This window comes from Paraburkholderia sp. Clong3, from assembly GCF_050436485.1.
GTDB classification, from domain to species: domain Bacteria; phylum Pseudomonadota; class Gammaproteobacteria; order Burkholderiales; family Burkholderiaceae; genus Paraburkholderia; species Paraburkholderia tuberum.
On sequence record NZ_JBNDMH010000002.1, the window covers coordinates 227,218 to 244,166 of the forward strand.

The following is a 16,949-nucleotide window of genomic DNA, read 5'->3' on the forward strand; positions in this document are numbered from 1 at the left end:
CGCCACGTCCGATGAACAAACCCGCCCCCGCCGGCCGCGCCGCGTATCCGCATTTCCTGCCGATCACCACGCGCTGGTTGGACAACGACGTCTACGGCCACGTGAACAACGTCGTCTACTACAGCTATTTCGACACCGTCGTGAACGAGTATCTGATCCGCGCGCGCGTACTCGATTTCGAACACGGCACGACGATCGGGCTGGTCGTCGAGACGCAGTGCAACTACTTCGCGCCGCTCGTGTTTCCCGATCGCATCGACGCGGGCTTGCGCGTCGCGCGGCTCGGCACGTCGAGCGTGCGCTACGAGGTGGGGCTATTTCGCGACGGCGACGCCGAACCCGCCGCGCAAGGGCATTTCGTGCACGTCTACGTGGATCGCGCGACGCGTCGTCCCGTGAACCTGCCCGCCGAGCTGCGCGCGGCACTCGAACCGTTGTGCGTCATCGGGCCGGCGGACTAGACGCGTGCAGTCGTTCATCATCACTCTGCTCAACGGCCTGAGCTACGGGCTGTTGCTTTTCATGCTGTCGGCCGGCCTGACGCTGATCTTCAGCATGCTCGGCGTGCTCAACTTCGCGCATGCGAGCTTCTATATGCTCGGCGCGTACGTCGGCTTTTCGGTGGCGGCGCGCGCCGGCTTCTGGAGCGCGCTGGTGGTTACGCCGCTTCTCGTCGGTCTGCTCGGCGCGGCGCTCGAACGCTGGCTGCTGCGGCGCGTGCGCGGGCACGGGCATCTGCCCGAACTGCTGCTGACGTTCGGCGCCGCCTATCTGCTCGGCGAACTCGTCAAGCTCGGCTGGGGGCTCGGTCCGCTGTCGGCGAGGATTCCGGCGGTGCTCGACGGTCCGCTGTTCTCGCTGTACGGCGCGGTCTTCACGCGCTACCGCGCGTTCATGATGGCGGTATCGCTCGCGATGCTCGCAGCGCTCGTCGCGATGCTGCGCGTGTCGAAGACGGGCTTGATCGTGCGCGCCGCGCTCACGCACGCGCAGGCCGTCGAAGCGCTCGGGCACGACGTGCCGCGCGTGTTCACCGGCGTGTTCGCGGCCGGCACCGCGCTCGCCGCGCTGGCCGGCGTGATCGGCGCGCCGCTGTTCGTCATCGAGCCGGCGATGGCGGAGTCGCTCGGCTCGATCGTGTTCGTCGTCGTCGTGATCGGCGGGCTCGGGTCGCTGAGCGGGGCGCTCGTCGGGTCGCTGCTGGTGGGATGCCTGCAAACGCTGGCGGTCGCGAGCGATCTGTCGTTGGGCGACGTGGTGTCGCTCGCCGGCGCCGTGCTGCCGCCCGAATGGGACGCGCTGACGCTCGCGCAACTGGCGCCGCTGCTGCCGTACCTGCTGCTCGTCGCGGTGCTGGCGACGAGGCCGCGCGGGCTGTTCGGACGGCGAGACGATCATGCGTAAGCGGAGCGGGTCGTCAAACGCGCTGGAAAGCGAGGTGCCGCCTCGCGGGGGCGGCCGTGCGCTCGCGCCGTGGCTCGCGCTCGTCGCCTTTCTGGCCGTACCGCCTTTCATCTGGCCGCACAGCTGGCTGCTCGGCTATCTCGCGCAAAGCGCGACGATGATCGTGTTCGCGCTGTCGTACAACCTGCTGCTCGGCGGGACCGGGCTGCTGTCGTTCGGGCACGCCGCTTATGCGGGGCTCGGCGCGTTGATCGCCGCGCGGGTGTTCAACGCGGGCGGCATGCCGCTCGTGCTGCTGCCGTTGCTCGGCGGCATCGGCGGCGCGCTGTGCGGCGTGCTGTTCGGCTTCATCGCGACGCGTCGTGCCGGCACCGCATTCGCGATGATCACGCTCGGTCTCGGCGAGCTCGTCGTCGCGGCCGCGTGGACGCTGCCGGGCTGGTTCGGCGGCGAGGCGGGCGTCGCGATCGATCGCGCGAGCGGGCCAGCCCTCGGCGGCTGGAGCTTCGGTCCGGCGCGCGAGGCCTATGCGCTAATCGCGCTGTGGAGCGTCGTGGCCAGTGTCGCGATGTTCGCGCTGTCGCGCACACCGTTCATGCGGCTCGCGAACGCTGTGCGCGACAACCCGGCGCGCGCGGCGGCGATCGGCTGCCATCCGCGGCGGGTTCGCTATGGCGTGGTCGTGCTGTCGGCGTTTTTCGCGGGCGTCGCGGGCACGCTCGGGCTGATCAATATCGAGCTCGTATCGACTGAGAGCGTCGGCATGATGCGCTCGGGCGCGGTGCTGATCGCGACCGTGATCGGCGGCACGGCGGCGTTCTTCGGGCCGGTCGCGGGGGCGATCGTGCTGACGTTTTTCAGCGTGGTGGTCGCCGGTGTCACGCGGGCGTGGCTGTTCTATCTCGGGCTGTTTTTCGTCGTCGTCGTGCTGGCCGCGCCGGATGGGCTCGCCGGCTTTGCCTCGCGGCAGACGGCGCGGATTGCCGCCAACGGCTGGCGACGTTGCCGCGCCGCGTATTGGTGGAGCGCGGCGGCGGGGGTGCTGTGGCTCGCGGCCATCGTGTTCGCGGTGCAGTGGGCCTATGCGGCGCAGTTCGGCGCGGACGAAGGTGCGGTTTCAGGTGGGTTGTTCGGCGCATGGTTCGGCGCCGGGGCAGGTGCGGGCGCTGGCGCGGGTACCGATGTCACCGTCGCGCCGCCGCTGTCGCCGCTTCCTCTTGCGCTGGCGCTCGTTGCGCTCGCCGCTCTGGCTGCGCTGACCACGCGCCATGCGCTGCGCGCGCATGCGCGCGTCACGGGCCACGCACGCGCGGCACGATTCCCCGGAGCCGCACGATGATCCCCGCACTCGCGCTCTACGGCATCGAAAAACGTTTCGGCTCGACGGAAATCCTGCGCGGCGTCGATCTCGCGATCGAGCCAGGCGAGCGGCACGCGCTGATCGGCCCGAACGGCGCGGGCAAGTCCACGCTGTTCAACCTGATCGGGGGCGGCGCGCGGCCGAGCGCGGGGCGTATCCACCTGTTCGGCGCGGACATCACGCGGCTCGCGCCGGCCGCGATCGCGCGCCGTGGCCTCGCGCGCAGCTTTCAGAGCACCAGCGTGTTCGCGCGGCTGTCCGTGTTCGACAACCTGCGCTGCGCGGCGCAGCTTGCCGAGCGCGATCGCACGCGCTGGTGGCAGCGTCTGACCGGCACGGCCGCGGTCGATGCGCGCGCCGCCGACGTGCTCGACGCGGTCGGCCTCGGCGCGCGCCGCGACGTCGCGGCCGGCACGCTCAGCTACGCGGAGCAGCGCGCGCTCGACCTCGGCATCGCGCTCGCGGGCGGCGCGCACACGCTGCTGCTCGACGAACCGACGGCGGGCATGAACCGCGCGGAAGCGGCACGCGCGATCGAGCTGATCCGCGACACCACCGCCGGCCGCACGCTGCTGATGGTCGAGCACGATATGGATGCGGTGTTCGCGATCGCCGATCGCATTTCGGTGCTGGTGCAAGGGCGCATCATCGCAAGTGGATCGCCGGCCGCGATTCGCGCCGACGCGGCGGTACGGGCCGCGTATCTGGGTGAACGCTTCGACGTCGGCTCACGCGCGCGGGCGGGTGATGAACCGGACCACGGAGCAGGCCGATGAGCGCGCTGCTCGACATTTGCGACCTGAATGCGTGGTATGGCGCGAGCCAGGCGTTGCACGGCGTCACGCTGAGCATCGAGCCCGGCGAAGTGGTCGCGCTGGTCGGCCGCAACGGCTCGGGCCGCTCGACGCTCGCACGCGCGATCATGGGCCTCGTGCGCTGCGAGGGCGAACTGCGTTTCGCGGGGCGTTCGCTCGCCGGTCGGCGCACGTTCGAGATCGCGCGGCTCGGGCTCGGCTATGTGGCCGAGCATCGCGACGTGTTCGCCGCGCTGAGCGTGCATGAAAACCTGCTGCTCGGCATTGCGCCGGCTGCCGCATCGCGTGCGCGCGGCCGCGCGCCGCGCTTCACGCTCGACGACGCGTACGCGCTGTTCCCGGTGCTCGCCGGGCGCAAGCGCACGCGCGCCGGCGCGCTGTCAGGCGGCGAGCAACAGATGCTCGCGCTCGCGCGGGCGCTGCTCGGAGATCCCGATCTGCTGTTGATCGACGAGCCCGGCGAAGGGCTCGCGAGTCTCGTGATGCAGCAGGTCGCCGCCTGTCTGCACGCGCTGCGCGAGCGTGGCGTCGCGATGTTGCTGATCGAGCAGAGGCTCGTGATCGCGCGGGACATCGCGTGCCGCGTCGCGGTGATGGGGCACGGCGAGATCGTGTTCGACGGCGCGCCGGCGTCGTTTATGTCGCGCGACGACGTGATGCGCGAATGGCTCGGGGTTGGCTGACGCGCGACACGGACAAGTTAGTCAAGCATCCTTGTTGATGATCCATTCGTGCGCCGGATCGTTATGGAAATGCCAGACCCGCTGGCTGCCCGCCATCACGTTCAGATAATACGAGTCGTAGCCGTACGGCACGATCACCGGGTGATAGCCGCGCGGCACCATCACGACGTCGTGATCCTCGACGGCCATCGATTCGTCGATATCGCGTGAGTCGGTGTACACGCGTTGGAATGCGAAGCCTTGCGGCGGATCGAGCCGGTGGTAATAGGTTTCTTCGAGCGAGCTTTCGAGCGGGATATTGTCGGTGTCGTGCTTGTGCGGCGGGTAGCTCGACGCGTGACCGCCCGGCGTTCTCACTTCGACCACCAGCAGCGATTCCGCCGGCTCGGTGTGCGGAAGAATGTCGCACACGTAACGCGTATTCAGCGACTTACCGCGCGTCGAGCGCTTCATCGACGCCGGCTCGATCAGCCGCGCCGGATACTCGCCCTTGGCCGGCGCGCTCGCGACACCGATCTCCGCGTCGCGGCATGCGCGCACCGTCGCGCGCACATTCGGCGGCACATACACCGCGTACGGCGCCGCGTCTTCGAACACGCTGTCGCGTGAACCGAGCGAGCTCCACGTCGTGCCCGGCGTTTCGATATCGACCGCGCCGCTCAGCACGACGATGCACGCTTCGCGCGCCGGCTCGAACACGTAGACGAGTTCGTTCGCGCCGAGCCGGTACGCGGCGAATCCCACATAGCGCCAGCAGGCCGACTGCGGCGTCACGCGCGCGATCGTCTGGCCTTCGCGCTCTGCCTTCACTAATAAGCTCATGCTGCCTCCTTGCCGAGCGGCGCATCGACGAGCGCCCGCAAAGTTCCATATCCCTTCTGCGCATAGTCGAACGGCGGCGCGACCACCGGGTCCTGCTCCGCCTCGACGACGAGCCAGCCGCAATAACCGTGCCGCTTCAACCGGTCGATCAGCGCCGGAAAATCGACCGCGCCGTCGCCGGGCACCGTGAACGCACCGGCGATCACCGCATCGAGAAAACTCCAGTTGCGATTGCGTGCGAGCTTCATCACGGCGGGGCGCACGTCCTTGCAGTGCACGTGGCAAACGCGCGCGATGTGTTTGTCGAGCACGGCCAACGGATCGCCGCCCGCCAACGTGATGTGCCCGGCGTCGAACAGCAGGCCGACCGCGTCGCCTGTGCGCGCCATCAACTGATCGACGTCGGCAGGCGTTTCGACGTACGCGCCCATATGATGATGATAGGCGAGCCGCACGCCGCGACTCAGCGTATAACGCGCGAATTCATCGACGCGTGCCGCGTAGCCGGCCCATTGCGCGTCGCCGAAAAAGCGCGGCCGTTGATACAGCGGGCGCGGCGCGCCCTGGATCGAATCGGCGACTTCACCATACACCATCACGGTCGCGCCGTTCTGCGCGAGCAACTCCAGATGCGGGCCGACCGCGTCGATTTCTTCGGCGACGCTGCGCCTGGCCAGTTGTCCCGAGTACCAGCCGGACACGAGCGCGAGGTCGTATTGCGCGAGCAGCGTTTTCAGCGCTTGCGGCTCGCGAGGAAACTTGTTGCCGAGTTCGAAGCCCTGATAGCCGATCTGGCGACCCTCGGTCAGTGCGACTTCGAGCGGCGTCTCGCCGCCGAGCGACGGCAGGTCGTCGTTCATCCACGACAGCGGGTTGATGCCGATGCGTACGTCGAAAGCAGTCATGCCGGAGTCCTCATGGTTCTCAGTCGCGATCGGCGCCCTGTGACGGCGCAGGCGTCGCGGGCGGCGCCGCGCGCGCGGCGAGCTGCGCGTCGTACTTCGCGCGGGCCTCGCGCACCTCGGTGCGCGTCGACACTTCGGGCACCGCGACTTCCCACCACCAGCCACCGTCTTCGGTGGTGCGAGCCGGGTCGGTGTCGATGCTGATCACGTACGTGCCTCGCGCCGCGCGCGCGCGTTGCAGTGCCGCTTCGAGCTCGGCGAGATTGCGCGCATGCTCGGCTTGCGCGCCGAGCGCGCGCGCATGCGCGGCGAAGTCGATGCGCGGCGCGCCTTCCGGTGCGTGCACGCAATCGTCGAGCAGATTGTTGAACGGTGCGCCACCGCAAGCCTGTTGCAGTCGATTGATGCAGCCGAAGCCGCGATTGTCGAGCACGACGACGATCAGCTTCGCGCCGAGCATCACCGAGCTCGCGATCTCGCTGTTCATCATCAGATAGCTGCCGTCGCCGAGAATCACGATCACCTCGCGCTCGGGCCGCGCGAGCTTGACGCCGAGGCCGCCCGCGATCTCGTAGCCCATGCACGAATAGCCGTATTCGACGTGATACGCGCCGGGACGGCCCGCGCGCCATAGCTTGTGCAGATCGGCGGGCAGCGTGCCGGCCGCGCAGACGACGATGTCGTCGGTCGGCGAGTGCGCGCTCGAACGCTGCACCGCGCCGATCACGTCGCCCTCGTAGGGCAGTACCGCGTCGCGTTGCGGCGCATGGGTGAGCGTTTGCACGGTGTCGCGCCAGCTCGCCGCGAGCTTGTGTGCGCGCGCGGTCCAGCTGCGCTCGGCGTGCCAGCCTTGCAGCGGCCCCGTTAGCGCAGCGAGCGCGAGCTTCACATCGGCTTCGACGACGAAGCCGCGATGCTTGAGCGCGTCGAATCCGTTCGCGTTGATCGCGATCACGTCGGCTTGCGTGAACAGCGTGTTCGAGCCGGTCGTGAAGTCCTGCAGCCGCGTGCCGAGCGCGAGCACGCAGTCGGCGTCATGCGCAAGCGCGTTGGCAGCCGCTGAGCCGGTCACCCCGAGCGCGCCTGCATTCAGCGGATCGTTCCACGCGAGCGAGCTTTTGCCGGCCTGCGTTTCCGCGACCGGCACGCCATGCGCGCTCGCGAAGCGGTGCAGCGCATCGGCCGCGCGGCTGTACAGCACGCCGCCGCCCGCGACGATCAACGGACGCTTCGCGTGCCGCAAGCGCGCGCACGCGGCGTCGATATCGTCGCTACGCGGCGCGGGTGCATGAAAGCGCACGACACGCGGCGTGAAAAAGTCCTCCGGGAAGTCCCACGCCTGCGCCTGCACGTCCTGCGGCAGCGCCAGCGTGACGGGGCCGCACAACGCGGCATCGGTGAGCACGCGGATCGCGCGCGGCAGCGCGCTCAGCAATTGCGCAGGATGCACGATGCGGTCGAAGTAGCGCGACAGCGGCTTGAACGCGTCGTTCGCGGACACGCCGCCATCGTTGAAATCCTCGACCTGCTGCAAGACCGGATCGGGCGCGCGCGACACGAAGATGTCGCCGGGCAACAGCAGCACCGGCAAACGGTTCACGTGCGCGAGCGCGGCCGCGGTCAGCAGATTGGTGGCGCCCGGGCCGATCGACGTCGTCACGGCCATCATGCGGCGGCGAAAGTGCGCCTTCGCGTAGGCGATCGCACTGTGCGCCATCGCCTGCTCGTTGTGCGCGCGCAAGGTCGGCAGCGCGTCGCGATGCTGATACAGCGCCTCGCCGATGCCCGCGACGTTGCCGTGACCGAAAATCGCGAACACGCCGCCGAACAGCGGTTCGACGTTGGTGCCGTCTTCGCTGGCGACGCGTTGCGCGGCCAGATAGCGCACGAGCGCCTGCGCCATCGTCAGGCGAATCGTGCCGCCGGTGCGCGCAGGCGCGTGCGCTTGCGTCGCGCCGCTGGCGGATGGGGTGTCGTCATGCATGATGCGCTCGTTCATGCTGCCTGCTCCTGATGAGCGTGATGAGGTGTACCATGCGCCGCCGGTTCGCCGCGCGCACCGCGCCATGCGGCGATCAGCGTTTCGAACGTGAGGCGCACGCGCGCGATCAGGTCGTCGTCGCCAATTTCACCGGCGAGCCACGCATGGCTCGGTTCGTGAAAGATCGTGCGGCCGACCGTGAAGCCGCGGCACGTCGCCGCTTGCGCCGCCGCGCGAAAGCCTTCGCTCAACTGCTCGACAGCCGCCGACAAACCGAGCAGCACGACGCCGCGGCAATACGGATCGCGCCCGGCGATCAGCGCGTCGATGGCCTGCCATTGCGCGGCGTCCATCGGTTCGAGCTTCCACCACTCGGGGTAGATGCCGAGGTTGTACAGGCGCTTCAACGCGCGATATACGATGTCCGGTCCCTGCGGCAGCGACGCATGCTTCGGTGGAATCACTTCGAGCAGCAGTTCGTGGCCGCTTGCCTGGGTCGCGTCATACAGCGCGCGCAGTTGCGCCTCCTGTTCGAGCCGCTGCTCGATCGGCTCGTCGGGATGAAACTGCACGAGGCATTTCACGACGTGTTCCTGCGGCCACGCGATCAACGTGGTGCCGATCGAACGACCATGGTCGAACACGAGCGGCACGGAGCCGGGCAGTTCGACCGGGCGGCCGATCCACCAGCCGCGACCGGTCGCGGCATTCAGCGCGTCCTGACCATAGCGGTCGTCGATCAGTACGCCGATGCGTCCCTGCAAGTTCAATGCACGTTCGGTTTGCGCGACCGCTTCGACGAACAAGCCCTTCAACCGGGCAATGCGCGCTTCGTCGGCACCGGTCTGCTGCGCGAGTTCGAAGAACGGGTTGCGATGATCGAAAGCGAAGCCGAGCACCTCGTGCCACGCTTTGCGCGCCGGCGACACGCGATGCAGTCTTGCGAGCTTCGCATCGCGATCGGGGCGGCGCATGCGTTGCGGATCGGCCTGCGCTTCGCGCAGGAAGTAGTCGAGTTCGGCCGATGTCGGCATCGCCGGGGCGCAGCCGTGCCGAGACACGACCAGCGCGCCGCTCGCATTCGCGGCGCGCGCGCAGGCGTCGAGCGGCTGATCGCGCAGCCAGCCGGACAGGAAGCCGGAAGCGAACGCGTCGCCCGCGCCGAGCACGTTCAGCACTTCGACTTCGACGCCGCCGTGAATCGGCGCATCGTCGAGCGATGCAGGCAGCTCGCCGTCGATGATCTGACAGCCGAGCGGCCCGCGTTTCAGCACGAGCGTGGCCGGCGTCACCGCGCGCACCATCGCGAGCGCGTCGGCGAGGTCGGCCTTGCCGCCGGCGATGCGAAACTCTTCCTCGGTGCCGATCACCAGATCGAACAGCGGCAGAATCCGCTGCAAATGCGCGCTGACGCCTTCGCTCGCCACGAAACGCGTCTCGCCGTCGGCCTTGCCCGTGAGTCCCCACAGCACCGGGCGGTAGTCGATGTCGAGCACGGTGCGCACGTCGTTGCGGCGCGCGTAGTCGAGTGCGCGACGGCTCGTGCGATTGACCTGCTCGGTCGAGAAATGCGTGCCGGTGATCAGCAGCGCTTTCGACGACGCGATGAACGCCTCGTCGAAGTCGGCCTCGTCGACCGCCATGTCCGCGCAGTTCTCGCGGTAGAAGATCAGCGGAAAGGTGTCACGGTCCTTCAGTCCGAGCAGCACGAGCGCGGTCAGCCGATCGTGATCGATGCGCACGCGACTCACGTCGCAGCCTTCCTTCGTGAGCGTCTCCGTCAGGAAGCGCCCCATGTGATCGTCGCCGACGCGCGCCAGCATGGCTGCGGCAAGCCCGAGCCGCGCGCAGCCGAACGCGATGTTCGCCGACGAGCCGCCGAGATACTTCGCAAAGCTCGACACGTCTTCGAGCCGTGCGCCGACCTGCTGCGCGTACAGATCGACGGCCAGCCGGCCGAGGCACACGATGTCGCGGGCGCGCCCCGGCGCGAACCGGCTGTCCGCTGCGTTACCGCTGGAGGTGCTGGAGTGAGCCATGAATAGTCCTGAGTAACAGTGCGCGGTGGGCGCGCGTCGGCCAGCCGGGCGAAACGCGCCGAGGCTGGACGTGCCGCGCGAATCGGTCAGATCGTCGCGCCTTCGAGTTCGCCGATCATCTTCTGCATCTCGGCGCCGCCGGCCATCATGTCGAGCACTTCGTTCTTGCTGATCGTCTGTTTGGTGAACGTGCCGAGCGAGCGGCCGCGATTGAGCAGCGTGAACGAATCGCCGATCGGATACGCGTGGTGCACGTTGTGCGTGATGAAGATCACCGAGATGCCTCTGGCGCGCGCCTTGTGGATCAGCTTCAGCACGTTGAAGCTCTGCTTGACGCCGAGCGCGGCGGTCGGTTCGTCGAGAATCAGCACGCGCGCGCCGAAGTGGATCGCACGCGCAATCGCCAGACATTGACGCTCGCCGCCCGACATCGTGCCGATCGGCTGATGCGGGTCGCGCACGTTGATGCCCATTTCGGCGAGCTTGTCGCGCGCGGTGGTTGCACAGGTTTCGAGGTCCATCACGTTCAGAAGGCCGAACAGCTTTTTCTGCGGCTCGCGGCCCATGAAAAAATTGCGCGCGACCGATAGTAGCGGCACCAGCGCGAGATCCTGGTAGACGGTTGCGATACCGAGATCGAGCGCGTCTTTCGGCGACGTGAAGTGCACCGGTTTGCCGTCCACCCGGTAGGTGCCTTTGCTCGGCTGATACACGCCAGCGAGCGTCTTGATCAGCGTCGACTTGCCGGCGCCGTTGTCGCCGAGCAGGCAATGCACTTCGCCGCGTATGAGGCGCAGTGTGATGTCGTTCAGCGCGATGATGTTGCCGAAATAACGGCTGACGTTTTCCAGCGACAAAATGATGTCGTCGGTGTTCTGTTCGGGGGTGCTCATCGTGAACCTCCGTCTAGCGCGATGCCGCGACGCGGCCGCGCACGTAGTGGTTGAACAGCACGGCGAACAGCAGCATCACGCCGAGGAACACGCGGAACCAGTCGGAATCGACGTTGGTGTACGTGATGCCGATCTGCACGACGCCGAAGATCAGCGCACCGAAGCATGCGCCGATCACCGAGCCGTAGCCGCCTGTCAGCAGCGTGCCGCCGATCACCGCGGCGATGATCGCCTCGAACTCCGCCTGCAAACCGCGGTCGGCCGCGGCCGAACCGATGTCGCACACCTGAAGTACTGCATACAGGGCCGAGCAGAACGCGGTCAGCACGAACAGCGAAATCTTCACGCGGCGCACCGGCACGCCGACGTTCTTGGCCGCGTTGGCATCGCCGCCGACCGCGAAAATCCAGTTGCCGAAGCGCGTCCTGGCGAGCGTAAACGCGCAGACCACGGCGAGCACGAGCCACCACAGCAGCACCTTCGGAATGCCCGGCACGAGCGGCGTGCCGTTGTCGAGCAGCTTCACGAGGCCGAGGTGGCCGAGCCACACGAACAGACCTTTGAACGCGACGCCCTGGAAGAACGTGTGCGCGAACCAGTCCTGACGCGCGACGTCGCCGACGCCGGAGATGATGGTGCGATCGGCGAACATCACCGATAGCGCGAGCGTGAGACCGCGCAGTATGAACAGGAACGCGAGCGTGACGATGAACGACGGCAGGCGCGTGCGCATCACCAGATAGCCGTTGAGCGCGCCGAGCAGCATCGAGCCGACGAACGCGAACACGATCGCGAGCCAGATCGGCCAGTGGAAGTACATGGTCGGCAGCGCGACCATCATGCCGGCAAAGCCGATCATCGAACCGATCGACAGATCGAACTCGCCGGCGATCATCAGCAGGCACGCGCCGACCGAGATCAGACCGAGATAGGCGGCGACCTGCGACCAGTTCATCACGCCGTCGAGGTTGAACATCCCCGAGTTGCCGGCCGCCACGCCGAACACGATGAACACCATCACGGTGCCGGCGAGCGCCGCGAATTCCGGTCGGCCGAGCAGATGGCGGAACCAGGATTCCTCGCGCACGCGTTCGTCGACGGCAGCGGATTGCGGGGCGGTCGTCGCAGCAGACTTCGCCGGGTCCTGCGGATCAGGCGGCGGTTGCTTGCGGTGATGGGGATGAAACAGGTCGGCGACACCCATTGAAGCTCTCCTTGATACGCCCGCGACCGGCGGGTCGGCGCAATGCCGTGGGCGTTTGCGAATCCGCTGAGCGGGCGGGCGCCGGCAAGACGCCATGCGTCCCGCCGGTCACTGCCTTTTCAACCTTGCCGCCGGCGCGGCGGCTTAGGCGCGCGATGCGATGCGTTGCCGTGCGTTCAGCGGTACTGGCCGGCGTACTTCAGCACCTTGTCGACGTTGGCCTTCGTGATGAAGCCCGGGCCCGAGCCGATATTGCGCGGCCCGTAGGACGGCGTGAGCCCATAAGTGGCAAGACGCTCCTTGAACTTCGGATTCGCCTGCAGGATCTCGCGGATTTTGGCCGGATCGGTGGTGTGGTCCTTCTTCACGATCACGAGTACGGCAACCGGGATATAGCCCTGCAAGTACGGTTGCTGGTCGATCGCGAACTGGATCGTGCCGTCCTGGATGCCCTTCGCGATGTCGCTGTCGAAGTCGAACGTCGCGAACCAGATCTTGCCGGCGAGGCCCATCTGCTGCAGCGCCTTCAGCGTCGGATCGGCCGACAGCGGACCGAGCGTCAGCACCGCCTGGGTATCCGGATGATTGCGCAGGAACGCGCTGACCTTCGACTGCACGCCGGTCGGGTCCTGGCCCGTGTCGAGCGTCGAGGTTTTGAAGTTGGCGCCGATCGCTTCGGCGAAGCCGCGGCAGCGTTCGAACGAAGCCGGGTTCGTCGCGTAGTGGTTCACGCACAGGAACGACTTGATGCCGGCGGCCTTGGCCTTTTCTCCGGCGGCTTTGCCGGCCGCGAACTCGGGCTGGCCGACGTGCATGATCGCGCCGAGCTTCGCGCTTTGCTCCTCGGTGCCCGAATTGATCGTGACGAGCGGAATGTGCTTCTCGGTGACCTTCGCGATCGAGCTCTTCAGCACGTCGAAGTCGGCGATCGACACGATCACGCCGTCGTAGTTGCGCGCGGCCGCCTGCTCGACGAGACGCGCCATGTCGGCGATGTCGCCGTTCGGCGGATTGCGGTAGTCGGTCTGAACGTTGAAGTCCTCGTCGGCCTGCTTGATCGCGTTCTTGATCGTGTTCCACCACGAGTCCGAATCCGGCGCGTGGCTGATCAGCACGAAGTGGGCGTCCGCCGCGCGGGCGGCCGAGGTCGCGCCGAATCCCGTCGCCAACGTCAACGCCGTCACCAGAATCCTGAGCGTTGCCTTGCCTCTGCAAAGTCTCATTGTCTCCACCTTTCTCGGTCTGTCGTTCGTTATTGAGGGAGCGACTGGCGGGCGGCTTTCCATTCCGATGACCCACACAACGAGGCCGAAGCGCCATCGCTCACGACCAAAAGAGTAGGTCATCTTCCGAAGCCTTGCAAAGAAAATTTCATGAGAAATAAAAATGGAAAATACGTTCCATTTGACGGGGCGGCCGCCTATACTCGGCAACGTCGGATGCACGTTGCGGCGGGCCGCGGGCGCGTCTGCCGCATTGCAGGAAACCCCGAGAGGCTGTCATGGCGGAACAGATCACCGAAGAAGCGGTGCCGAGCGTCGACGAATTGATGCAGCGCATCGCGGATACCTACGAGTCGCTGCCGCGGCAGTTGAAAAGCGTCGCGACGTACATCGAGCAGCATCGCTCGAGCGTGATGATGGATCGCACGAGCGATATCGCCGTGAGCTGCGGCGTGCATCCGTCGGCGGTCGTGCGCTTTGCGCAGCGTTTCGGCTTTTCCGGGTTTTCGGATCTGCAGGCGGTGTTTCGTCAGGCGTATACGGGGCGGGGCGTGTCGTCGTCGAGCTATCAGCAGCGCATCCGCAAGCTGATCGACGAGAAGCCCGGCACCTTGTCGGGCGGCGCGGTCGCGCGCGAGTTCATCGCCGCGTCGCGCGGCGGCCTCGAAGAACTCGAAGCGGGCCTCGACGACAAGCAGTTCGACGCCGCCGTGAAGATGCTGCAGCAGGCCGACAACATCTACGTGATCGGGGTGCGGCGCTCGTTTCCGGTCGCGAGCTACATCGTCTATGCGTTGCAGCACACGCACAAGCGCGTGCATCTGGTGTCTGGCTTCGGCGGCATGTATCGCGAGCAGATCCGCAGCGTCAGGAAGGGCGACGTGGTGATTGCGATCAGCTTCGCCCCATACGGCAAGGAGACGCAGTACTGTCTGCGCGTCGCGCATCATCATCAGGCGAAGACGCTCGTCATTACGGATAGCCAACTGTCGCCGCTCGCACGCTACGCCAGCACGCAGCTGTACGTGAAAGAGGGCAGCGCGTTCGCGTTCCGCTCGCTGACCAGCACGATCTGCCTGTGCCAGGCGCTCTTCATCGCGCTCGCGTACAAGCTCGAACTGAACGTTGAAGAATCCAACGACACTGGAGGCTACGATGACTGACGCGGTAAACACGATCGACGTCGCCGTATTCGGCGCGGGGCGCATCGGCAAGATCCATGCGGCGAATCTCGCGCGGCAGCCCGGCGTGCGGCTCAAATACGTGGTCGACGTGAATCGCGAGGCGGCCGCCGCGCTCGCCGCGCAGCATGGCGCGCAGGTTGCGGATAGCGACGGCGCGATCGGCGATGCATCGATCGGCGCGACCGTGATCTGTTCGAGCACCGACACGCATGCGGACCTGATCGTCAAATCGGCCGCGCAGAACAAGCACGTGTTCTGCGAGAAGCCGGTCGATCTCACGTTGGAGCGCGCGCGGATGTGCGCAGAAGCGGTGGAGCGCGCCGGTGTCGTGTGCATGATCGGTTTTCAGCGGCGCTTCGATCCGACGTTTTCCGCGTTGAAAACGCGTCTCGACGCGGGCGAGATCGGCACGCCGGAAATGCTCGTCGTCACGAGCCGCGATCCGGGCGCGCCGCCGCTCGAGTACATCCGGCACTCGGGCGGCATCTTCAAGGACATGCTGATTCACGACTTCGACATCTGTCGCTGGATTCTCGACGACGAAGCCGACACGCTGCACGCCACCGGCAGTTGCCTCACCGACCCCGCGATCGCCGACGCGGGCGACATCGATTCGACCGCGGTGACGATCCGCACGAAGCGCGGGCGGCTGTGCCAGATCAACACCGCGCGGCGCGCTGCCTACGGCTACGACCAGCGCTTCGAAGTGCTCGGCAGCACCGGCATGCTGCAGGCGGGCAACGTTCGGCCCACCGAAGTCACCGCGTACTCGAAGACGGAAGTATCGACCGACGTGCCCGAGGCGTTCTTTCTCGAACGCTATCGCGCGGCCTACGCGCTCGAAATCGCGCATTTCTTCGACGCGCTCACGCATGGCAAGCCGGTGCGCACGACCGTCGCGGATGGCCTGAAAGCGCTCGAACTCGCGGAAGCCGCGACGCGGTCGTGGCGCGAGGGCCGTGCGATCAAACTCGGCGAGGCAGCGTGATGAAGCCCGCCACGGAGCGCTTGCGGATCGGCGTGGTCGGCCTTGGGCGGCTTGGCAAGCGGCATGCGGAGAATCTCGCGTATCGCGTGCCGGGCGCGACGCTCACGGCCGCGTGCAGTCCGCTCGAAGATGAACTCGCATGGGCGCGTGATGCGATGCATGGGGCAATGCATGGGTCGCCGCACGAGCCGCGTCTCTACGCCGATTACGCGGACCTGCTCGTTGATCCGCACGTCGACGCGGTATGGCTCGTCACGCCGTCGTCGCTGCACGCGCAGCAGATCGTCGACGCATTGCGCGCCGGCAAGCATGTGTTCTGCGAAAAGCCGTTGTCGCTCGATGTCGCCGAATGCGAGCGCGTGCTGGCCGAAGCGGCGCGCTATCCGCACCTGCAGGCGACGATCGGCTTCATGCGCCGCTTCGATCCGAGCTACCGCGACGCGTTCGATAAAATCGCCGCCGGCCAGATCGGCCGGCCGTTCCTCGTGCGCTCGCAAACCACCGATAAAAACGACGACGACGGTTTCTTCGTGCGCTTCGCGGCGACCTCGGGCGGCATCTTTCTCGACTGCACGGTGCACGACATCGACGTCGCCCGCTGGCTGCTCGGCAAGCCGCGCGCGACGCGCGTGTTCGCGGCGGGCACGGTCGCGCTGCACGAGGGTCTGCGCGAATTCGGCGACGTCGACAACGGTGTCGCGATCTGCGAATTCGAGGGCGGCAAGCTCGCGATGTTCTACGCGTCGCGCACCCAGGCGCACGGCAACGATACGCACAGCGAAGTGATCGGCACGGCGGGCGCGCTGACGATCGGCCGCAATCCGCGCGCGAACCGCGTCGAGATCTACGACGCGACCGGCATTCGCAACGAGTGCACGCCAAACTTTTTCGACCGGTTCGAGGACGCGTTTCTGCATGAGGCACGCGCGTTCGTTGCATCGGTGCAAAAAGGGCCGGGGAAGGGCGATGCGGCACAGCGTGGCGCGACGCTCGCCGATGCGCTCGAAGCGACGCGTATCGGCGTGGCGCTGCGCGAGTCGCTGCAACGCGGTGAGGCGGTGACGCTGTAACGGCGCGCGGCACGGCTCGCGCGTGGAAATGGGCGTCGTGGCGATGCCCGGCGCCGCCGCTCCGCCTGCTGTAGAATTTGACCCTCTGTCCGGCGTCGTCAGCGACGCCCCGTCCCGAAGGTCATCGTCGATGCAAATTCAGATTCACAAGGAAGTCGATGCGCGCGGGCTTATGTGCCCGCTGCCCATCCTGCGCGCCAAAAAGGCACTCGCCGACATGGAAAGCGGCCAGATTCTCAAGGTGCTCGCCACCGATCCCGGCTCGCAGCGCGATTTCGCCGCGTTCGCGAAGCAGACCGGCAACGAGATCGTCGAAAGCTCGGCGCATGACAAGGTGTTTACGTTTCTGATGCGGCGTCGTTGAGCTGCATCCGGTAA

Annotated in this window: 16 protein-coding genes; 9 read left to right on the forward strand and 7 right to left on the reverse strand. The window is 67.0% G+C overall.

The window, feature by feature from the left end:
• Nucleotides 1-11 precede the first annotated feature (11 nt).
• The 5 genes from OKW30_RS05385 to OKW30_RS05405 are packed head-to-tail and all read left to right on the forward strand — an operon-like array spanning nucleotide 12 to nucleotide 4,262.
• Nucleotides 12-461, forward strand: a complete 450-nt coding sequence (locus OKW30_RS05385; protein WP_429346183.1) for an acyl-CoA thioesterase — start codon at nucleotides 12-14, stop codon at nucleotides 459-461.
• A 4-nt stretch (nucleotides 462-465) separates the two neighbouring features.
• Nucleotides 466-1,404, forward strand: a complete 939-nt coding sequence (locus OKW30_RS05390; protein ID WP_429346184.1) for a branched-chain amino acid ABC transporter permease — start codon at nucleotides 466-468, stop codon at nucleotides 1,402-1,404.
• Complete coding sequence (locus tag OKW30_RS05395; RefSeq protein ID WP_429346185.1) at nucleotides 1,397-2,743, forward strand: branched-chain amino acid ABC transporter permease; 1,347 nt, start codon at nucleotides 1,397-1,399, stop codon at nucleotides 2,741-2,743. Before OKW30_RS05390 ends, OKW30_RS05395 begins: the two co-directional genes overlap by 8 nt.
• Nucleotides 2,740-3,540: an ABC transporter ATP-binding protein gene (locus OKW30_RS05400; protein ID WP_429346186.1), complete on the forward strand. Its 801-nt coding sequence runs from the start codon at nucleotides 2,740-2,742 to the stop codon at nucleotides 3,538-3,540. Before OKW30_RS05395 ends, OKW30_RS05400 begins: the two co-directional genes overlap by 4 nt.
• The gene (locus OKW30_RS05405) at nucleotides 3,537-4,262 is read left to right on the forward strand and encodes an ABC transporter ATP-binding protein (protein ID WP_429346187.1); all 726 of its coding nucleotides are present in this window, start codon (nucleotides 3,537-3,539) and stop codon (nucleotides 4,260-4,262) included. Before OKW30_RS05400 ends, OKW30_RS05405 begins: the two co-directional genes overlap by 4 nt.
• Nucleotides 4,263-4,283: 21 nt before the next feature.
• On the opposite strand, the gene iolB is transcribed toward OKW30_RS05405, so the two are convergent.
• The 7 genes from iolB to OKW30_RS05440 all read right to left on the reverse strand — a co-directional run bounded on the left by iolB (nucleotide 4,284) and on the right by OKW30_RS05440 (nucleotide 13,329).
• Nucleotides 4,284-5,084, reverse strand: a complete 801-nt coding sequence (gene iolB, locus OKW30_RS05410; RefSeq protein WP_184006209.1) for a 5-deoxy-glucuronate isomerase — start codon at nucleotides 5,082-5,084, stop codon at nucleotides 4,284-4,286.
• Nucleotides 5,081-5,989 (reverse strand): myo-inosose-2 dehydratase, encoded by a 909-nt coding sequence (iolE, locus tag OKW30_RS05415; RefSeq protein WP_429293581.1) that lies wholly within the window; start codon nucleotides 5,987-5,989, stop codon nucleotides 5,081-5,083. The genes iolB and iolE overlap by 4 nt, the downstream gene beginning before the upstream one ends.
• Nucleotides 5,990-6,008: 19 nt before the next feature.
• Nucleotides 6,009-7,988: a 3D-(3,5/4)-trihydroxycyclohexane-1,2-dione acylhydrolase (decyclizing) gene (gene iolD / locus OKW30_RS05420; RefSeq protein WP_429346188.1), complete on the reverse strand. Its 1,980-nt coding sequence runs from the start codon at nucleotides 7,986-7,988 to the stop codon at nucleotides 6,009-6,011.
• Entirely contained in the window at nucleotides 7,985-10,009 is a 2,025-nt protein-coding gene (locus OKW30_RS05425; protein WP_184071725.1) for a bifunctional 5-dehydro-2-deoxygluconokinase/5-dehydro-2-deoxyphosphogluconate aldolase, read from the reverse strand. Before OKW30_RS05425 ends, iolD begins: the two co-directional genes overlap by 4 nt.
• A gap of 86 nt (nucleotides 10,010-10,095) precedes the next feature.
• On the reverse strand, nucleotides 10,096-10,902 hold the full coding sequence (locus OKW30_RS05430; RefSeq protein ID WP_184071727.1) for an ATP-binding cassette domain-containing protein: 807 nt from the start codon (nucleotides 10,900-10,902) through the stop codon (nucleotides 10,096-10,098).
• Nucleotides 10,903-10,915: 13 nt separating this feature from the next.
• Nucleotides 10,916-12,106, reverse strand: a complete 1,191-nt coding sequence (locus OKW30_RS05435; RefSeq protein WP_429293578.1) for an ABC transporter permease — start codon at nucleotides 12,104-12,106, stop codon at nucleotides 10,916-10,918.
• A gap of 176 nt (nucleotides 12,107-12,282) precedes the next feature.
• Nucleotides 12,283-13,329, reverse strand: a complete 1,047-nt coding sequence (locus tag OKW30_RS05440) for a sugar ABC transporter substrate-binding protein (RefSeq protein ID WP_429346189.1) — start codon at nucleotides 13,327-13,329, stop codon at nucleotides 12,283-12,285.
• A 278-nt stretch (nucleotides 13,330-13,607) separates the two neighbouring features.
• Here OKW30_RS05440 and OKW30_RS05445 point away from each other — a divergent pair, with 278 nt between their 5' ends.
• The 4 genes from OKW30_RS05445 (at nucleotide 13,608) to OKW30_RS05460 (ending at nucleotide 16,935) form a co-directional block, all read left to right on the forward strand.
• A complete protein-coding gene (locus OKW30_RS05445) occupies nucleotides 13,608-14,492 on the forward strand; it encodes a MurR/RpiR family transcriptional regulator (protein ID WP_429346190.1) in 885 nt (294 codons plus the stop codon).
• Complete coding sequence (iolG, locus tag OKW30_RS05450; RefSeq protein ID WP_429346191.1) at nucleotides 14,485-15,501, forward strand: inositol 2-dehydrogenase; 1,017 nt, start codon at nucleotides 14,485-14,487, stop codon at nucleotides 15,499-15,501. Before OKW30_RS05445 ends, iolG begins: the two co-directional genes overlap by 8 nt.
• Nucleotides 15,501-16,571 carry a Gfo/Idh/MocA family oxidoreductase gene (locus tag OKW30_RS05455; protein WP_429346192.1) on the forward strand — a complete coding sequence of 357 codons (1,071 nt, stop codon included), beginning with the start codon at nucleotides 15,501-15,503 and terminating at the stop codon, nucleotides 16,569-16,571. The genes iolG and OKW30_RS05455 overlap by 1 nt, the downstream gene beginning before the upstream one ends.
• A 136-nt stretch (nucleotides 16,572-16,707) precedes the next feature.
• Complete coding sequence (locus OKW30_RS05460; protein ID WP_026225937.1) at nucleotides 16,708-16,935, forward strand: sulfurtransferase TusA family protein; 228 nt, start codon at nucleotides 16,708-16,710, stop codon at nucleotides 16,933-16,935.
• The last annotated feature ends 14 nt before the right edge of the window (nucleotides 16,936-16,949 follow it).

Excerpts from the sequence above, each read along its gene's own strand:
- OKW30_RS05385 (WP_429346183.1), top strand. The coding sequence starts at position 12 with ATGAACAAACCCGCCCCCGCCGGCCGCGCCGCGTATCCGCATTTCCTG.
- OKW30_RS05395 (WP_429346185.1), top strand. The coding sequence starts at position 1,397 with ATGCGTAAGCGGAGCGGGTCGTCAAACGCGCTGGAAAGCGAGGTGCCG.
- OKW30_RS05400 (WP_429346186.1), top strand. The coding sequence starts at position 2,740 with ATGATCCCCGCACTCGCGCTCTACGGCATCGAAAAACGTTTCGGCTCG.
- OKW30_RS05405 (WP_429346187.1), top strand. The coding sequence starts at position 3,537 with ATGAGCGCGCTGCTCGACATTTGCGACCTGAATGCGTGGTATGGCGCG.
- iolB (WP_184006209.1), bottom strand. The coding sequence starts at position 5,084 with ATGAGCTTATTAGTGAAGGCAGAGCGCGAAGGCCAGACGATCGCGCGC.
- iolE (WP_429293581.1), bottom strand. The coding sequence starts at position 5,989 with ATGACTGCTTTCGACGTACGCATCGGCATCAACCCGCTGTCGTGGATG.
- iolD (WP_429346188.1), bottom strand. The coding sequence starts at position 7,988 with ATGAACGAGCGCATCATGCATGACGACACCCCATCCGCCAGCGGCGCG.
- OKW30_RS05425 (WP_184071725.1), bottom strand. The coding sequence starts at position 10,009 with ATGGCTCACTCCAGCACCTCCAGCGGTAACGCAGCGGACAGCCGGTTC.
- OKW30_RS05430 (WP_184071727.1), bottom strand. The coding sequence starts at position 10,902 with ATGAGCACCCCCGAACAGAACACCGACGACATCATTTTGTCGCTGGAA.
- OKW30_RS05435 (WP_429293578.1), bottom strand. The coding sequence starts at position 12,106 with ATGGGTGTCGCCGACCTGTTTCATCCCCATCACCGCAAGCAACCGCCG.
- OKW30_RS05440 (WP_429346189.1), bottom strand. The coding sequence starts at position 13,329 with ATGAGACTTTGCAGAGGCAAGGCAACGCTCAGGATTCTGGTGACGGCG.
- OKW30_RS05445 (WP_429346190.1), top strand. The coding sequence starts at position 13,608 with ATGGCGGAACAGATCACCGAAGAAGCGGTGCCGAGCGTCGACGAATTG.
- iolG (WP_429346191.1), top strand. The coding sequence starts at position 14,485 with ATGACTGACGCGGTAAACACGATCGACGTCGCCGTATTCGGCGCGGGG.
- OKW30_RS05455 (WP_429346192.1), top strand. The coding sequence starts at position 15,501 with ATGAAGCCCGCCACGGAGCGCTTGCGGATCGGCGTGGTCGGCCTTGGG.